Source organism: Pseudomonas sp. BF-RE-22 (genome assembly GCF_019956155.1).
Classification (GTDB): domain Bacteria; phylum Pseudomonadota; class Gammaproteobacteria; order Pseudomonadales; family Pseudomonadaceae; genus Aquipseudomonas; species Aquipseudomonas migulae.
On record NZ_JAHBDD010000055.1, the window covers coordinates 43583 to 58337 of the forward strand.

Genomic DNA, 14755 nt, shown 5'->3' on the forward strand with positions numbered 1-14755 from the left:
TCAACCTCGACTCCAAAGGAATAGAAAGCATGTTGAAAAAGACCCTCGCCGCTCTGGCAATCGGTTCCGCTCTGCTGTCCGCCGGTAACGTAATGGCCGCTGATTATGTCGTCGACAAGGAAGGCCAGCACGCCTTCGTTGACTTCAAGATCAGCCACCTGGGCTACAGCTTCATCACCGGTACCTTCAAGGATATCGATGGCAAGTTCAGCTTCGACGCTGCCAAGCCTGAAGACGCCAAGATCGAGTTCAATGTGAACACCGCCAGCGTCTTCACCAACAACGCCGAACGTGACAAGCACATCGCCAGCGGTGATTTCCTGAACGCGAGCAAATTCGCTAAAGCCACCTTCGTTTCCACCAGCGTCAAATCCACCGGCAAAAACGCCGCTGGCAAAGACACTGCGGACGTGGCGGGTGATCTGACCATCGCTGGCGTGACCAAGCCAGTCGTGGTCAAGGCGACTTTCCTGGGTGAAGGCAAGGATCCATGGGGCGGCTACCGTGCCGGCTTCGAAGGCACCACCAACCTCAAGCGTTCCGATTTCGGCAAGCAGAAAGACCTGGGCCCAGCGTCCGACGCGGTTGAACTGTACGTGACGTTTGAAGGTGTCAAAGCGAAGTAATTTTCGCGCCTGACACAAAAACGCCCCCGATCTCGCGATCGAGGGCGTTTTTTATTGCCAAGCGTAATCTGCGTCGCACCACGAATCCTGTAGGAGCGAGGCTTGCCCGCGAAAGCGCCAGCGGCCTCACCACAGAAATCCGGTTAACCCCTTCGCGGGCAAGCCTCGCTCCTACGAAGAGCAGAAAAAAATGCCCCGGATCGTGAGATCAGGGGCATTTTTTATGGCCGGGTAAAACTCAGCGGTTGCGAGTCAGCAACGCCGGTTTTTCACCGCGCGGACGGCCTGGCAATTGATCAAGCTGTTCAGGTGTCGGGAAACGATCGGTTTTCGACTCCTTGTGAATGATCTTCGGAGCCGGGCCGCGCGGGTTCTGCACGGCCGGTTCCGAGCGTGACTGATCGTCACGTGCCGGGCGACGGTTGCGGCCTTCTTCGCGACGGGCCTGACCGTCACGTGGCGCACCGTTGCGTGGACCGCTGCGCTTGGCTGGCGGCGTGCCAGTGGTGGCGCCGTCGCTGCTGCGTGGACCGCTTTGGCGACCCTGAGGCTTGCCGCCGGTGCGTGGAGCACCTGCGCCAGCGGCCGTGCCTTGTGCCGGAGCACCCGGACGGCGGCCACGGCCCTGGGCCGGTTTGGCTTGAGGCACGTAGTCGACGCGGTTACCGAAGTTATCGATATCGTCGTCCAGGAACTCGTCCGGAGCGCGATCAGCGGCAGCGCGTGGCGCCGGGCGCTGTTGCTCGCGGGCAGGCGTGCCTTCGCGTGGTTTCTGCTCACGTGCCGGGCGCTCGCCACGGCCGCTGGCAGCCGGTTTTTCCTTGCCGCCCTTGTCCTTGCCCTTGTCTTTACGACCGCCGCCACCGCCGCTGCCGTTCGGACCGTCGCCGCGCGGGCCACGTGGGTTGCGCGGGTTACGCACGTCCGGACGCTCGCGCACTTCCGGTTTCTCGGCTTCCACGGCGCTGGAATCGAAGCCCATCAGGTCGCCGTCGGCGATTTTCTGCTTGGTCATGCGTTCGATGCTTTTCAGCAGTTTTTCTTCGTCCGGAGCCACCAGCGAGATCGCCTCGCCCGAACGACCGGCACGGCCAGTACGGCCGATACGGTGCACGTAATCTTCGTCGACGTTCGGCAGTTCGAAGTTGACCACGTGTGGCAACTGGTCGATGTCGAGGCCGCGCGCGGCGATGTCGGTAGCGACCAGGATGCGCACTTCGCCGGCCTTGAAGTCGGCCAAGGCTTTGGTGCGCGCGTTCTGGCTCTTGTTACCGTGGATGGCGACAGCGCTGAGGCCATGTTTATCCAGGTATTCGGCCAGGCGGTTGGCACCGTGCTTGGTGCGAGTGAACACCAGCACCTGTTCCCAGGCGCCCGCGGTGATCAGGTGCGCCAGCAGCGAACGCTTGTGGTTGGCTGGCAGGCGGAAAACCCGTTGCTCGATACGCTCGACCGTGGTGTTCGGCGGCGTCACTTCGATGCGTTCCGGGTTGTGCAGCAGCTTGCCGGCGAGGTCGGTGATGTCCTTGGAGAACGTCGCCGAGAACAGCAGGTTCTGACGCTTGGCCGGGAGGCGGGCCAGGACCTTCTTCACGTCATGGACAAAGCCCATGTCGAGCATGCGGTCGGCTTCGTCCAGCACGAGGATTTCCACGTGTGACAAATCGACGCTGCCTTGGCCGGCGAGGTCGAGCAGGCGGCCAGGGCAGGCCACCAGCACGTCAACGCCACGGGACATGGCCTGAACCTGTGGGTTCATGCCGACGCCGCCGAAGATGCAGGCGCTGACGAACTTCAGGTCACGGGCATAGACCTTGAAGCTCTCGTGTACCTGAGCCGCGAGTTCGCGGGTAGGGGTCAGGACCAGTACGCGCGGTTGGCGCGGGCCGTGACGCTGGGATTTGTCCGGGTGACCGTTAGGGAACAACCGCTCCAGGATCGGAAGGGCGAAGCCACCGGTTTTGCCAGTACCTGTCTGAGCCGCAACCATCAGGTCGCGACCTTGCAACACGGCGGGAATGGCCCGCTGTTGCACCGGAGTAGGCTCGGTATAGCCCGCTGCCTCGATGGCGCGGACTAAAGCCTCGGAGAGACCGAGGGAAGCAAAGGACATGAGTAATCCTGTTTTAGTTAGGGCTTGGCCCAATGGGAGTCTTGCCTGGCGCGAATGGCGTTTAAGAGGACGCAATCCCGTCCGGTCCTGCTGGGCCTCGAAGGCTCGTCTGGAGCGCTCGCGCGGGCTGAAAAGCTGCGCTGTAGCGGGGTCGAGATGCCTTGAACAAGTCCGAGCGTCCGGGCGTGAGCCTGGCGGGAAGGCCGGAGTATAACAGAGCAATCACTGCGCGCCGCTTTCCTGCTGCTCAACGGTTTTTTCGCGGGCAGCGGTGGCCCCGGCAGTTTTCGTGCTGGTAGCCGGATCGGCGCCATAACGGGCGCTGAGTTCGGCGTACGCGGGTTCACGCTTGAATCGTTTGAGCTCGGCGCCGAAACGCTGCACCAGCAAATCCATGCCCGCGTTGCGGCGCACCGCCAGAAACTGGCTCTGCTGGCTGATGACGGTCGGGTTTTCGCTGATCTGGTCGCGGATATTCAATTCGTCGAGCAAATGCTGGCCCACCCGGCGGTCGGTGATCAGCAGGTCGATCCTGCCGCGCACCAGTTTGCCGAAGTTGGCTTCATGGGTGGGCGCCGGTTCGCGCGTGAACAGCGTCGATTCACGGAAGTCCGGGCTGTACAGATAACCCGGCGAGGTGCCTATCGTCAGGCCTTTCAGGTCGTCGAGGGTGCTAAATGGATGCGGGCGTTCGTTGGCGTAGAACAGCACGAACTGGACTTCCGAGAGCGGTTCGCTGGGGTAGAGCAGGGTCGCCTCGCGCTCGTCGCTGTGAAAAATGTCCAGCGCGCCATCGGCCTGGCCGGTTTCAAGCATCGACAGGCAGCGTTTCCACGGCAGGAACTGCCACTCGACTTCGATCCCCAGGCGCTTGAAGACGATGGCCGTGGTTTCGTAGTCCAGGCCCAGTGATTTGCCATTTTCCTCGTAGACATAAGGCGCCCACGGTTCAGTGACAATGCGTAGCTTCTCGCCCCGAGCGGCGAAGCTCAGGCAAGTGAAAACCAGCACGGCAATTAACTGTGGGATCAAAGGCATGGGCTTGAGATTACGACGAGAAACGGGAAAGAGCCAGAAACCGACTGCAGATGCTCTATCTCCGTGTGTTGCATCACAATAAAAGTACGTAGAAAGCAAAAAATCGCAGCCTTCGACCGCTCCTACAGGGATTAAACATGCCCGAATGTAGGAGTGGCCGAAGGCTGCGATCTTTTGATCTTGCTTTAAACGTTTATCAGCGCGGCAACTTCAGGTTGTTCCACACCGCCAGACTCGCTTCAGCCTGGTTCAGTGTGTAGAAGTGCAGCCCTGGCGCGCCACCTTGCAGCAGGCGTTCGCACATTTCGGTGATGACTTGTTCACCAAAGCCTTGAATGCTCTGGGTGTCGTCGCCGTAGGCTTCCAGTTGCTTGCGGATCCAGCGCGGGATTTCCGCACCGCAGGCATCGGAGAAGCGCGCCAGCTTGCTGTAGTTGGTGATCGGCATGATGCCCGGCACGATCGGGATGTTCACGCCCATCGCCCGTACACGCTCGACGAAGTAGAAGTAGCTGTCGGCGTTGAAGAAGTACTGGGTGATCGCGCTGTCGGCGCCAGCGTTGGCTTTGCGCACGAAATTGGTCAGATCGTCTTCGAAATTGCGCGCTTGCGGATGCATCTCCGGGTAGGCGGCGACTTCGATGTGGAAATGATCACCGGTCTCTTCACGAATGAATTGGACCAGGTCGTTGGCGTGGCGCATTTCGCCGCTGGCCATGCCCATGCCCGAAGGCAGGTCACCGCGCAGGGCAACGATACGCTTGATGCCGGCGGCCTTGTATTGCGCCAGCAGGCCGCGCAAGTCGTCCTTGCTGTCGCCTACGCAGGACAGATGCGGTGCGGCAGGGACTTTGACTTCGCTTTCGAGCTGCAACACGGTGTTGAGGGTTCGATCACGGGTCGAACCGCCAGCGCCATAGGTGCAGGAGAAGAAATCGGGGTTGTACGTGGCCAGCTGACGAGCAGTGGCGAGCAGCTTTTCATGCCCAGCGTCGGTCTTCGTAGGGAAGAACTCGAAGCTGTAGCGACGGTCTTGGGACATGGTCATATCCTTGGAAACGCGTAAGCCTTGCAGTCGCCACGTTTACTGTAGGAGCGAAGCTTGCTCGCGAAAGCAACAACACGGTGCTTCAGAAACAACGCGGTGATGCTTTCGCGAGCAAGCTTCGCTCCTACAGGGGAGCGTGGTTTCTGCTTAAGTCCGCTCCCATGGGGAGCGGACAGCAGGTCGAATCAGTAGCGGTAAGCGTGCGGCTTGAACGGACCTTCGACAGTCACGCCGATGTAGTCGGCCTGGGTCTTGGTCAGTTGAGTCACGACGCCGCCGAAACCGCGGACCATTTCCAGGGCCACTTCTTCGTCGAGTTTCTTCGGCAGTACTTCAACAGTCAGGCGCTCGGCTTTCTGGGCTGGCGACAGGTCGGCGTACTTCTGGCCGAACAGGAAGATCTGCGCCAGAACCTGGTTGGCGAACGAACCGTCCATGATGCGGCTTGGGTGACCGGTGGCGTTACCCAGGTTAACCAGACGGCCTTCGGCCAGCAGGATCAGGTAGTCGTCGTTCTGGGCATCGAATGCGCCAGGACCGGTACGGTGGATTTTGTGAACCTGTGGCTTCACTTCTTCCCATGCCCAGTTCTTGCGCATGAAAGCGGTGTCGATTTCGTTGTCGAAGTGGCCGATGTTGCAGACAACAGCGCGCTTCTTCAGGGCTTTGAGCATGTTCGAGTCGCAAACATTGACGTTACCGGTGGTGGTCACGATCAGGTCGATCTTGCCCAGCAGCGCTTTGTCGATGCTTGCTTCGGTACCGGTGTTGATACCGTCGATGAACGGCGAAACCAGTTCGAAACCGTCCATGCAGGCTTGCATGGCGCAGATCGGGTCGACTTCGGAGACTTTAACGATCATGCCTTCCTGACGCAGGGACTGAGCGGAGCCCTTGCCCACGTCGCCGTAACCGATGACCAGCGCTTGCTTGCCGGACAGCAGGTGGTCGGTGCCGCGCTTGATCGCGTCGTTCAGGCTGTGACGGCAGCCGTACTTGTTGTCGTTCTTGCTCTTGGTCACCGAGTCGTTGACGTTGATGGCCGGGATTTTCAGCTCGCCCTTGGCCAGCATGTCCAGCAGGCGGTGAACGCCGGTGGTGGTTTCTTCGGTCACGCCGTGAACGCGATCCAGAACCTGTGGGTACTTGTCGTGCAGCAGCTGGGTCAGGTCGCCGCCGTCGTCGAGGATCATGTTGGCATCCCATGGCGCGCCATCTTTCAGGATGGTTTGCTCCAGGCACCACTCGTACTCTTCTTCAGTCTCGCCTTTCCAGGCGAAAACCGGGATGCCAGCAGCGGCGATAGCAGCAGCGGCCTGATCCTGAGTCGAGAAAATGTTGCAGGACGACCAGCGAACTTCGGCACCCAGGGCAACCAGGGTTTCGATCAGCACGGCAGTCTGAATGGTCATGTGGATGCAGCCGAGAATCTTGGCGCCTTTGAGCGGCTGCTCACCGACGTACTTGCGGCGCAGACCCATCAGGGCTGGCATTTCGGATTCAGCGATGATGGTTTCGCGACGGCCCCAGGCAGCCAGGGACATGTCGGCGACTTTGTAATCGTTAAAATCTGCAGGCGTGATAACAGCGCTCATGAAGAGCCTCCATTCGTAATGTATGCGAATGGGCGCCGTTGTGCGTTTAGTGTCTGGCCGTGGCCAGTCAACGCCCCATCCGAGCCTGACAGGTTGAACCTGCTGCAGCGCCCCTCGGACAGGTGGCGGGAAAACGGTATCAATGGAACGTTACCGTTTTGAAACGGGGGCGATTATAGCGGGCTATGCTGATCTTCCAAAGCGTTTCTGTCGGTCAATGTCCGAACGGTAATCGTGACCATAGACGATGCTTAATAGAGCTCTAGTCCGGGCTCTGCCATGATGGCACCCATCATTCGGCAAGACGCTCAGGAGTGAATATGAATTTCCACACCCGCAAATGGGTAAAACCCGAAGACCTCAACCCCAACGGCACGCTGTTCGGCGGCAGTCTGTTGCGCTGGATCGACGAAGAAGCGGCGATCTACGCCATCGTCCAGTTGGGCAATCAGCGCGTGGTGACCAAGTACATTTCCGAAATCAACTTCGTCAGCGCCTCGCGCCAGGGCGACATCATCGAACTGGGCATCACCGCCACCGAGTTCGGCCGCACCTCGATCACCCTGACCTGCGAAGTGCGCAACAAGATCACCCGCAAAAGCATCCTGACGGTGGAGAAGATGGTCTTCGTCAACCTGGGTGAAGACGGCCTGCCCGCCCCACACGGCCGGACCGAGATCAAATACGTCAAAGACCAGTTCAAGGACGAGTAATGCGAGTTCCGTAGGAGCCGGCTTGCTGGCGATAGCGTAATCAGCGACAGCGCAGAAGCCGAGTCGACCCCATCGTCGGAACGCCGCCCGCAGCAAGCCGGCTCCTACAGAATGCGGTTTCATTTGTGGGGCCACTGAACAAGCGCCGAACCCCGCGTGTCGTACCTACATGACACGCCACCGGTTCCGGAGCTCTATGGACGCGCAAAAAGACGGCAAGACCCCGAACCTCTCGGCTGAAGAACGGCACGACGTCGAAAAAAGCCAGCCGCCACGTGCGGCTGTATTGCACGAAATCATCCGCACCCAGGGCGATCAGGAACTCGAACGCAGCGTCGCCGCGCTATGGTGGTCGGCGCTCGCCGCCGGCCTGACCATGGGCCTGTCGCTGATGGCCATGGGGTTGCTCAACTCGCGTCTGCCGGACGGCGAACACTTCAAGGTGATCGCCAGTTTCGGTTACTGCGCCGGGTTCCTTGCGGTCATCCTCGCCCGCCAGCAATTGTTCACCGAGAACACCCTGACGGCGGTGCTGCCGGTCATGACCAAACCCACCCTGAACAATTTCGGCCGGTTGTTGCGGCTGTGGTCGGTGGTGCTGGTGGGCAACCTTTGCGGCACCTTGCTGGTCGCGTATGTGATGTTGCACCTGCCGATTTTCGACACCAGGACCGACCTGGCCTTCCTCGATATCGGGCGCAAGGTCATGGAGAACGACGCGAGCAAGATGTTCGCCAAAGGCATTGTGTCGGGCTGGATGATCGCCACCATGGTCTGGATGATCCCGTCCATGGAGAGCGCCAAGATGTGGATCATTATCCTCATCACCTACCTCATGGCGCTGGGGGATTTCACCCACATCGTCGTCGGTTCGGCCGAGGTGTCGTATCTGGTGTTTGCCGGCGAGTTGCCGTGGAAGGATTTCTGGCTGGTGTTCGCAGGTCCCACGCTGGCGGGGAACATCATCGGTGGCAGCTTTATCTTTGCGCTGTTGAGCCATGCGCAGATTCGCAGCGAAAGCGGGCCGCCGAAGCAATCTGCGGATCGGCAACCCGACCCGCAGCAGGTCAAAAAATAATCAGTGATGCCCGGCCTGTGCCGCTGGCGCAGGCTCATCCCGGGTCACGTGCTTGACCAGTTTGCCGATGCTCAAGCCCTGCAACAGGATCGACGACAACACCACGATGTAGGTGATGCTCAGCAGCAAATCACGCTCCGGGCCCAATGGCAGCGCCAGGGCGAGCGCTACCGAAACACCACCGCGCAAACCACCCCAGGTCAGAATCCGGATCGTCCCGCGCGGCACTGTGCGCCAGCGTCGCAGCAGGAGGATGGCCGGTGCCACGGTCAACAGGCGCGAGAGCAGAATGGCCAGGGCCAGCAAACTTGCCGCCAGCACGTGCAGCCAGTTGAACGGCAGCAGCAACAGCTCCATGCCGATCAGGGCAAACAGCAGGGCGTTGAGCATGTCGTCGAGCAGCTCCCAGAAACCGTCCAGGTACTTTCGGGTCATGTCGTTCATCGCCAGGTTGCGCCCCAGATTGCCGATGATCAGGCCGGCGACCACCATCGCGATCGGTGCGGAAACATGCAGCTCCGACGCCATGGCCGAGCCGCCGATCACCAGTGCCAGGGTCAGCATGACTTCGATCTGATGCTGCTCGATGCTCTTGATCATCAGGTACACCAGGTAGCCGATCAGCCCACCAAACAGCACGCCGCCAATTGCTTCGTGCGCGAACAGCAGGGCCGTGGCGCCTACGGTTGGGGTTTCACCGAGTTGCGCGATACCCAGCAGCACGGTGAACACCACTACCGCGGTGCCATCGTTGAACAGCGATTCGCCGACAATCGTGGTTTTCAGCGGTTTGGACGCGTTGGCGGTCCGCAGCACGCCGAGCACCGCGATGGGGTCGGTCGGGGAAATCAGCGCGCCGAACAGCAGGCAGTACAGAAAGCTCACATGCCAGCCGAACAGGGCAAAGATGTAATACGCGAGGCTGCCGATCACAGCGGTGGCGATCAATACACCAAATGTTGCGAGCAGGCCGATGGGCCAGCGATAGCTACGCAGGTCATTGAGATTGACGTGCAGCGCGCCGGCGAACAGCAGAAAGGACAGCATCCAGTTCATCAGCAGATCACCGAAGTCGATCTGGCCGATGAGCTGTTGCACACGCTCTTCGAGGCCGGGGTAACCGAGGAAACTCAGGCCCTGCAACAGCAGGGAAAACATCAGCGCGGTGACCATGACGCCGATGGTCGGGGGCAGGCCGATGAAGCGGAAATTCACGTAGGTGAGCAGGGAAGTGAGGCAGATAAACGCAGCGACAAGTTCAAGCATCCGGGGTCCTTGGATGAGGGGAAAGATTGGTTTTCAGGTAGGTGCACCGAGTCGGCTTCTTCGCGGGCAAGCCTCGCTCCTACGGGATCTGCGCGATCCTGTAGGAGCGAGGCTTGCCCGCGAAGGCAATTATTCAGGCGGACACATTGACCGCAGCCGCACCGCGACGTTGCAGGTAAATGAAGAAAAGCGCTGTCAGTACCGTCAGGCCACTGACCAGCGCGCCAGTCCACGGCAAGTCCGCCAGGTCCGCGCCGCTGGCGACCACCAGCCCGCCAATCCACGCGCCGGCCGCATTGCCGAGATTGAAGGCGCTCTGGTTCAACGTTGAGCCGAGGTTCGGTGCTTCATGCGCCTGATCAATGATCAGCAGTTGCAGAATCGGGCACAGGGCGAAGGCAAAGATCCCCCACAACACCAGCGTGATCGCCGCCGGAATCACCGAGTGACTGGTCTGCGTGAACGCGGCCAGCACGACCACCACCGCCAACGCCATGCCCACCAGTGAAGGCAGCAAGCGACTGTCGGCCAGGCGGCCGCCGAGCATGCTGCCCGCCGTCAAACCGACGCCGAACAACAGCAGCATAATGGTCACGCCGTGCGGGCTGACCCCGGTGATGTCCTGCAGGATCGGTGCGATGTAGGTGAACACGCTGAACAGGCTGGTCGACGCCAGCACGCTCATGCCCAAGGCCAGCAGCACATTGACCTTGCCCAGCACCTTGAACTCGCTGGCGAGGTTGGCCTTGTCCATGGCGATGTCCTTCGGCAACCAGACCCACTGCGCAATTGCGGCGATCACCCCGATCACCGACACCGCCCAGAACGTCGAACGCCAACCGGCGTATTGGCCGAGCGCGGTGCCCAATGGCACACCGAGCACATTGGCCAGGGTCAGGCCGGTGAACATCATGGCAATCGCCTGCGCCCGTTTGTTCGGCGCGACCAGACCGGCCGCGACCACCGAACCGATGCCGAAGAACGCCCCGTGGCACAACGCGGTAACCACTCGCGCGGCCATCAGCGTGGCGTAGTTTGGCGCCAACGCGCACAGCACGTTGCCGAGGATGAACATCAGTGTCATGCCCAGCAGGGTGGCTTTGCGCGGCATATTGGCGGTGCCGACCGCGAGGATCGGCGCGCCGAACACCACGCCCAGGGCGTAACCGGTGATCAACAGGCCGGCGTGGGGAATGCTCACGGCGAGGTCGCGAGCGACGTCGGGCAGCAAGCCCATGATGACGAATTCAGTGGTGCCGATGCCGAACGCGGCAACAGCGAGGGCAAGCAAGGCGAGTGGCATGCGCAAGGTCTCTGTCGGTAGTCTTGACGCTGTGATCAGGCATACGCAGGCCGACGACCGTTCTCGAAGAGAGCGGGCCATGGCAGAAATTATTGGAATTAGTCTGTGCGCAACTGAGTGCGGCGTGGTCGCTTGCAGTATAAACAGCTGCTGACATATGGCGAATCAATTATCTCCCCCCGTCCCTGTAGGAGCACGGCTTGCCGGCGAAAGCGGTCTGAAGTACGCCTTCGCCGGCAAGCCGTGCTCCTACAGGGTGAGGATGATGAACAAAAGGAGTGTGCCGTGCTTGCGACGGCGTTGGTGTTGGTGGCGGCGCTGTTGCACGCGGCGTGGAACACCCTGATTAAATTCAGTGCGGAACGGTTGTTGGTCGTGGCCTGCATGGACAGCGTGGCGATGCTTTTTGTCGCGCTGATGCTGCCGTTCGTGGCGCTGCCACCGATTGAAATCTGGCCATGGATTCTCGCATCGGCCGCATTCGAATTGCTTTATCGCTATCTGCTGATTCAGGCCTATCGAGTGGGTGATCTCGGTTTGGTGTACCCGCTGATGCGTGGCTTGTCGCCGTTAGTGGTGCTGGCCTTGACGCTGATCTTTGCCGGGGAGGTGCTGACGAATCAGCAGATCTTCGGAATTCTGCTCATCCCGTTGGGCATGCTGTGCCTGCTGTGGCAGGGCGGTGGCGGTACGCGTTTGCCGTGGTCGATGCTGCCGGTGGTGGCGCTGATTGGCCTGTGCATTGGCTGCTACACCTTTATCGATGGCCAGGCGTTGCGGCGCTGGTCGCATCCGCTGGACTACCTGGTCTGGGTGACGTTGCTCAGCGCCTGGCCGTTTCCGCTGCTGGCGTTGGTGCGCAAGCGGCCGGCGTTCATGCTGTTCTGGCGTGAACAATGGCGCTTGGGATTGGCGGTCGGGTTCTGCGTGTTGTTCAGCTACGCTCTGGTGCTGTGGGCGATGCAGCTGGGGTCGATTGCAGAAGCGGCGGCATTGCGCGAGATCAGCGTGATTCTGGTGGTGCTGTTTGGCATGCGCTATCTGAAAGAACCTTTCGGTCGGCCGCGGCTCCTGGCCTGTGGGCTGGTGCTGATCGGCATGTTGGTGATGAAGTTTTGACCGGAATCCGGATTTTATAACTCGAAGAAAGGGACTGCGATATGACGGTTGCTCTGTGGTGCATTTTGATTGCGTTCTTCCTGCCCTATCTCTGCGTGGGTATTGCCAAGATCAGTGGCCGTTTTGGACTGAAAGACAATCATGACCCCCGGGATTTTCTCGAGTCACTGAATGGTTTGGGCCGGCGCGCCTATGCAGCGCAATTGAACAGTTTCGAAGTGACCCCGGCGTTCGCGGCGGCGGTGATCGTGGCCCACCTGGCCGGCAACGCCGAGCTGGTGACGATCAATGTGCTGTCGGTGTTGTTCATCACCAGCCGCCTGCTGTACATCATTTGCTACCTGGCGGACTGGGCGATTCTGCGGTCGCTGGTGTGGTTTGTGGGGATGGGGTTGATCGTGAGTTTCTTTGTGATTTCGGTCTGACATATCTGCGGTGTTTATTTTGGCCCCTTCGCGGGCAAGCCACGCTCCTACAGGGATCTGCGTCGATCACAATTGTGTGATCGACGCAGATCCCTGTAGGAGCGTGGCTTGCCCGCGAAAGCTATCTATCTGCCGCCACAGTAATTAAGGGTTGGCTTTAACCGCATCAGCCACCTGAGGCACTTGCGGCAAGGCCGCGCCTTTGGGCCAGAGCATCCAGATCTGCCCCTGCTGTTTCATGTCGCCAGCCAGTTGCCCCGCCGCTTCGCCGGTGCCCCAGAACAAATCCGCACGGACTTCACCGGCAATCGCGCCGCCAGTGTCTTGAGCCGCCACCGGGCGAACCAGCGCGGAGCCGTCCGGCCGCGTTGTGGATAACCACAACAGGCTGCCCAGCGGAATCACTTTGCGATCCACTGCCGCGCTGTAACCCGCCGTCAGCGGTACGTTCAGCGAGCCGCGAGGGCCTTCATTGCTGTCCGGGTTGCGGGTGAAGAACACATAGCTCGGGTTGCTGCCGAGCAGTTCCGGAATGCGCGCCGGATTGGCCTTGGCCCAGTCGCTGATTGCGCCCATGGTCACGTCTTCTTTCTTCAGTTCGCCTTGCTCTACCAGCCAGCGGCCGATGGGGCGATACGGATGACCGTTCTGGTCGGCATACGCAATGCGCAACTGGCGACCATCGTCGAGCTGAATGCGACCGGAACCCTGGATTTGCAGGAATTGCAGGTTCATCGGGTCGGTCAGCCACGCCACGACCGGCGCCTTGACGCCTTTGGTTTCGATGGTTGCCGCATCGTCGTAAGGCTTGAGCACGCGACCTTCGAGCCGTCCGCGAAGGCGTTTGCCTTTGAGCTCCGGGTAGATGCTGTCCAGAGAGACGATGATCATGTCCTCTGGAACCCCGTACACCGGGATGTTCGCCACGGCAGTTTGGGTCAGGCTGCCGGGGTAGACCGGTTCGTAGTAACCGGTGATCAAGCCGTTGGGATTGTCGTTGGCGGCGCGCAGGCCATAGACGTCGAGGTTCTGTTTGAGGAAGCCGCGAATGTCACTGGCGGTTTGCGGCACGTTGGTGGCAGCAGCGCAGGTCGAGCCCCAGATCGGGTCGGCCTTGAGTCGGGTGCAGGCGCTGCGCCATGAACCGAAACCGGCGACCAGGTCGTTATCGGACACCGTCGGCAGGGCTTCCCAGGTGGCGCTGGAATAAGTCGCCAGCGCGTGGGTCTTGGGTTTGTTGTTGTCACCGCCGGTGCAGCCTGCGAGCACGGCCACCATCGGGAGGGTCCAGGCGAGGCGGTGACGCCATGCCTTGAAACGGCTGTTCATGGAGTAATTCCTTTGTCGGTTGCCTGAGTGCTCCATGCGCTCAAACAACCCGTATTGATAATAGGGCTATTGGTCTTTGCCGATGACGCGAGGATACTGGCCGCCGTTTCCCGTGACCTGAAGCCACCATGACTCTTAAAAGACTTTCCGTTGTATTGCTGGCCTGCCTGACCTTGTCCGCGTGCGGCGGTGTCGATCCGAATTCACCACTGGGCCAGCGCAAGGCAATCTTCAAACAAATGCTCAAGACCGGCGAAGACCTGGGTGGCATGTTGCGCGGCCGCATTCCATTCGACGGCCCGAAATTCGCTGACGGCGCGGTGAAACTCGATGCGCTGTCCCAGGAACCGTGGAAGCATTTTCCGCAGGTGCGCGAAGAAGATCACACCAGCGCCAAGGGCGACGTGTGGCAGAAACAGGCACGCTTTCAGGAAATGGCCCGCACCCTTGAAGCCGCCACCGGTGAATTGGTGATTGCCAGCAAGGTTCAGCCATACAAGGCCAGCAACCTGGGGCCGGCGGTGCAGAAGGTCGAAGATGCCTGCAGTGCGTGCCATAAAGAGTTTCGGGATCATTGATTTGCAGCGCTCTTGCTGACGCTTTCGCGAGCAGGCTCGCTCCCACATAGGATTGCATTCACCTGCTCGCGAAGCTCCCTGAAGAACGCTACAAATTCCTGACTTTACCTTTTCTTATTTATCCAGCTCGTCGAGCGCGTTTTGCAGTTCCTTGCGCGACTCGGCCAGTTTGTCTTTGCGCTTGTTGATCTTCTCGGGATCGCCTTTCTTCATGGCTTTGTCGAGGTCGGCCTGGCGCTGGCTGACTTCATGCTTGGCGTCGAGGACCTTGTTTTCCCGCTCCTTCTTCAGCGAAGCGTCGGTGCAATGCGCGGTAACTTCGCTCAGTGCCGTTTCCAGGCCTGCCTGCTGTTCGGCGTTGCCATGGGATTTGGCCAGTTCGATCTGGTTGATGATGCCCTGTTTCTTGGCGGCACAACCGGTCAGCCCCGGGGCCTCTTCAGCGGCCATCAGTGGCGCGGCCATCACGCTGCAAAGGGTCAGCAGGGCGAGCGGTGAAAGAAATTTCATAAAAGCTCCATGTG

14 protein-coding genes and 1 riboswitch are annotated in these 14755 nt (G+C 60.3%); of the genes, 6 read left to right on the forward strand and 8 right to left on the reverse strand.

The features are described 5' to 3' along the window. Positions 1-29: 29 nt before the first annotated feature. Positions 30-626, forward strand: coding sequence for a YceI family protein (locus KGA82_RS22845; RefSeq protein WP_008033318.1), 597 nt, complete (start codon positions 30-32; stop codon positions 624-626). Between the two features lie 238 nt (positions 627-864). Here the strand turns inward: KGA82_RS22845 and KGA82_RS22850 are convergent, their stop codons facing one another. From KGA82_RS22850 to ahcY, 4 genes are all read right to left on the reverse strand, one after another. Next, positions 865-2739, reverse strand: a complete 1875-nt coding sequence (locus tag KGA82_RS22850) for a DEAD/DEAH box helicase (RefSeq protein ID WP_223452593.1) — start codon at positions 2737-2739, stop codon at positions 865-867. 222 nt (positions 2740-2961) lie between these two features. Beyond that, on the reverse strand, positions 2962-3777 hold the full coding sequence (locus tag KGA82_RS22855; RefSeq protein WP_223452594.1) for a substrate-binding periplasmic protein: 816 nt from the start codon (positions 3775-3777) through the stop codon (positions 2962-2964). Between the two features lie 196 nt (positions 3778-3973). After that, positions 3974-4819, reverse strand: coding sequence for a methylenetetrahydrofolate reductase [NAD(P)H] (metF, locus tag KGA82_RS22860; RefSeq protein ID WP_008045026.1), 846 nt, complete (start codon positions 4817-4819; stop codon positions 3974-3976). Positions 4820-5010: 191 nt separating this feature from the next. Beyond that, complete coding sequence (ahcY, locus tag KGA82_RS22865; RefSeq protein WP_008033313.1) at positions 5011-6420, reverse strand: adenosylhomocysteinase; 1410 nt, start codon at positions 6418-6420, stop codon at positions 5011-5013. Positions 6421-6443: 23 nt separating this feature from the next. Then, positions 6444-6542, reverse strand: a riboswitch (S-adenosyl-L-homocysteine riboswitch). Positions 6543-6740: 198 nt separating this feature from the next. On the opposite strand from ahcY, the gene KGA82_RS22870 reads away from it, so the two are divergent. Together KGA82_RS22870 and KGA82_RS22875 are read left to right on the forward strand one after the other, a co-directional pair. Beyond that, positions 6741-7133, forward strand: a complete 393-nt coding sequence (locus KGA82_RS22870) for an acyl-CoA thioesterase (RefSeq protein WP_008033312.1) — start codon at positions 6741-6743, stop codon at positions 7131-7133. A gap of 196 nt (positions 7134-7329) precedes the next feature. Further along, the gene (locus KGA82_RS22875) at positions 7330-8211 is read left to right on the forward strand and encodes a formate/nitrite transporter family protein (protein ID WP_223452595.1); all 882 of its coding nucleotides are present in this window, start codon (positions 7330-7332) and stop codon (positions 8209-8211) included. Here the strand turns inward: KGA82_RS22875 and KGA82_RS22880 are convergent, their stop codons facing one another. Then, complete coding sequence (locus KGA82_RS22880) at positions 8212-9477, reverse strand: cation:proton antiporter (RefSeq protein WP_207284864.1); 1266 nt, start codon at positions 9475-9477, stop codon at positions 8212-8214. Positions 9478-9610: 133 nt separating this feature from the next. Then, positions 9611-10780 carry an MFS transporter gene (locus KGA82_RS22885; RefSeq protein ID WP_008033308.1) on the reverse strand — a complete coding sequence of 390 codons (1170 nt, stop codon included), beginning with the start codon at positions 10778-10780 and terminating at the stop codon, positions 9611-9613. A gap of 285 nt (positions 10781-11065) precedes the next feature. Between KGA82_RS22885 and KGA82_RS22890 the strand changes: the two genes are divergently transcribed. Together KGA82_RS22890 and KGA82_RS22895 are read left to right on the forward strand one after the other, a co-directional pair. Beyond that, entirely contained in the window at positions 11066-11899 is an 834-nt protein-coding gene (locus KGA82_RS22890; protein WP_008033307.1) for an EamA family transporter, read from the forward strand. A gap of 41 nt (positions 11900-11940) precedes the next feature. After that, entirely contained in the window at positions 11941-12324 is a 384-nt protein-coding gene (locus KGA82_RS22895) for an MAPEG family protein (protein WP_008045013.1), read from the forward strand. Positions 12325-12468: 144 nt separating this feature from the next. Here the strand turns inward: KGA82_RS22895 and KGA82_RS22900 are convergent, their stop codons facing one another. Continuing rightward, positions 12469-13653: a murein transglycosylase A gene (locus tag KGA82_RS22900; RefSeq protein WP_223452596.1), complete on the reverse strand. Its 1185-nt coding sequence runs from the start codon at positions 13651-13653 to the stop codon at positions 12469-12471. A gap of 128 nt (positions 13654-13781) precedes the next feature. On the opposite strand from KGA82_RS22900, the gene KGA82_RS22905 reads away from it, so the two are divergent. Beyond that, positions 13782-14231, forward strand: coding sequence for a c-type cytochrome (locus KGA82_RS22905; protein WP_008033302.1), 450 nt, complete (start codon positions 13782-13784; stop codon positions 14229-14231). 114 nt (positions 14232-14345) lie between these two features. Here the strand turns inward: KGA82_RS22905 and KGA82_RS22910 are convergent, their stop codons facing one another. Continuing rightward, on the reverse strand, positions 14346-14741 hold the full coding sequence (locus KGA82_RS22910) for a DUF1090 domain-containing protein (RefSeq protein ID WP_223452597.1): 396 nt from the start codon (positions 14739-14741) through the stop codon (positions 14346-14348). Positions 14742-14755 lie beyond the last annotated feature (14 nt).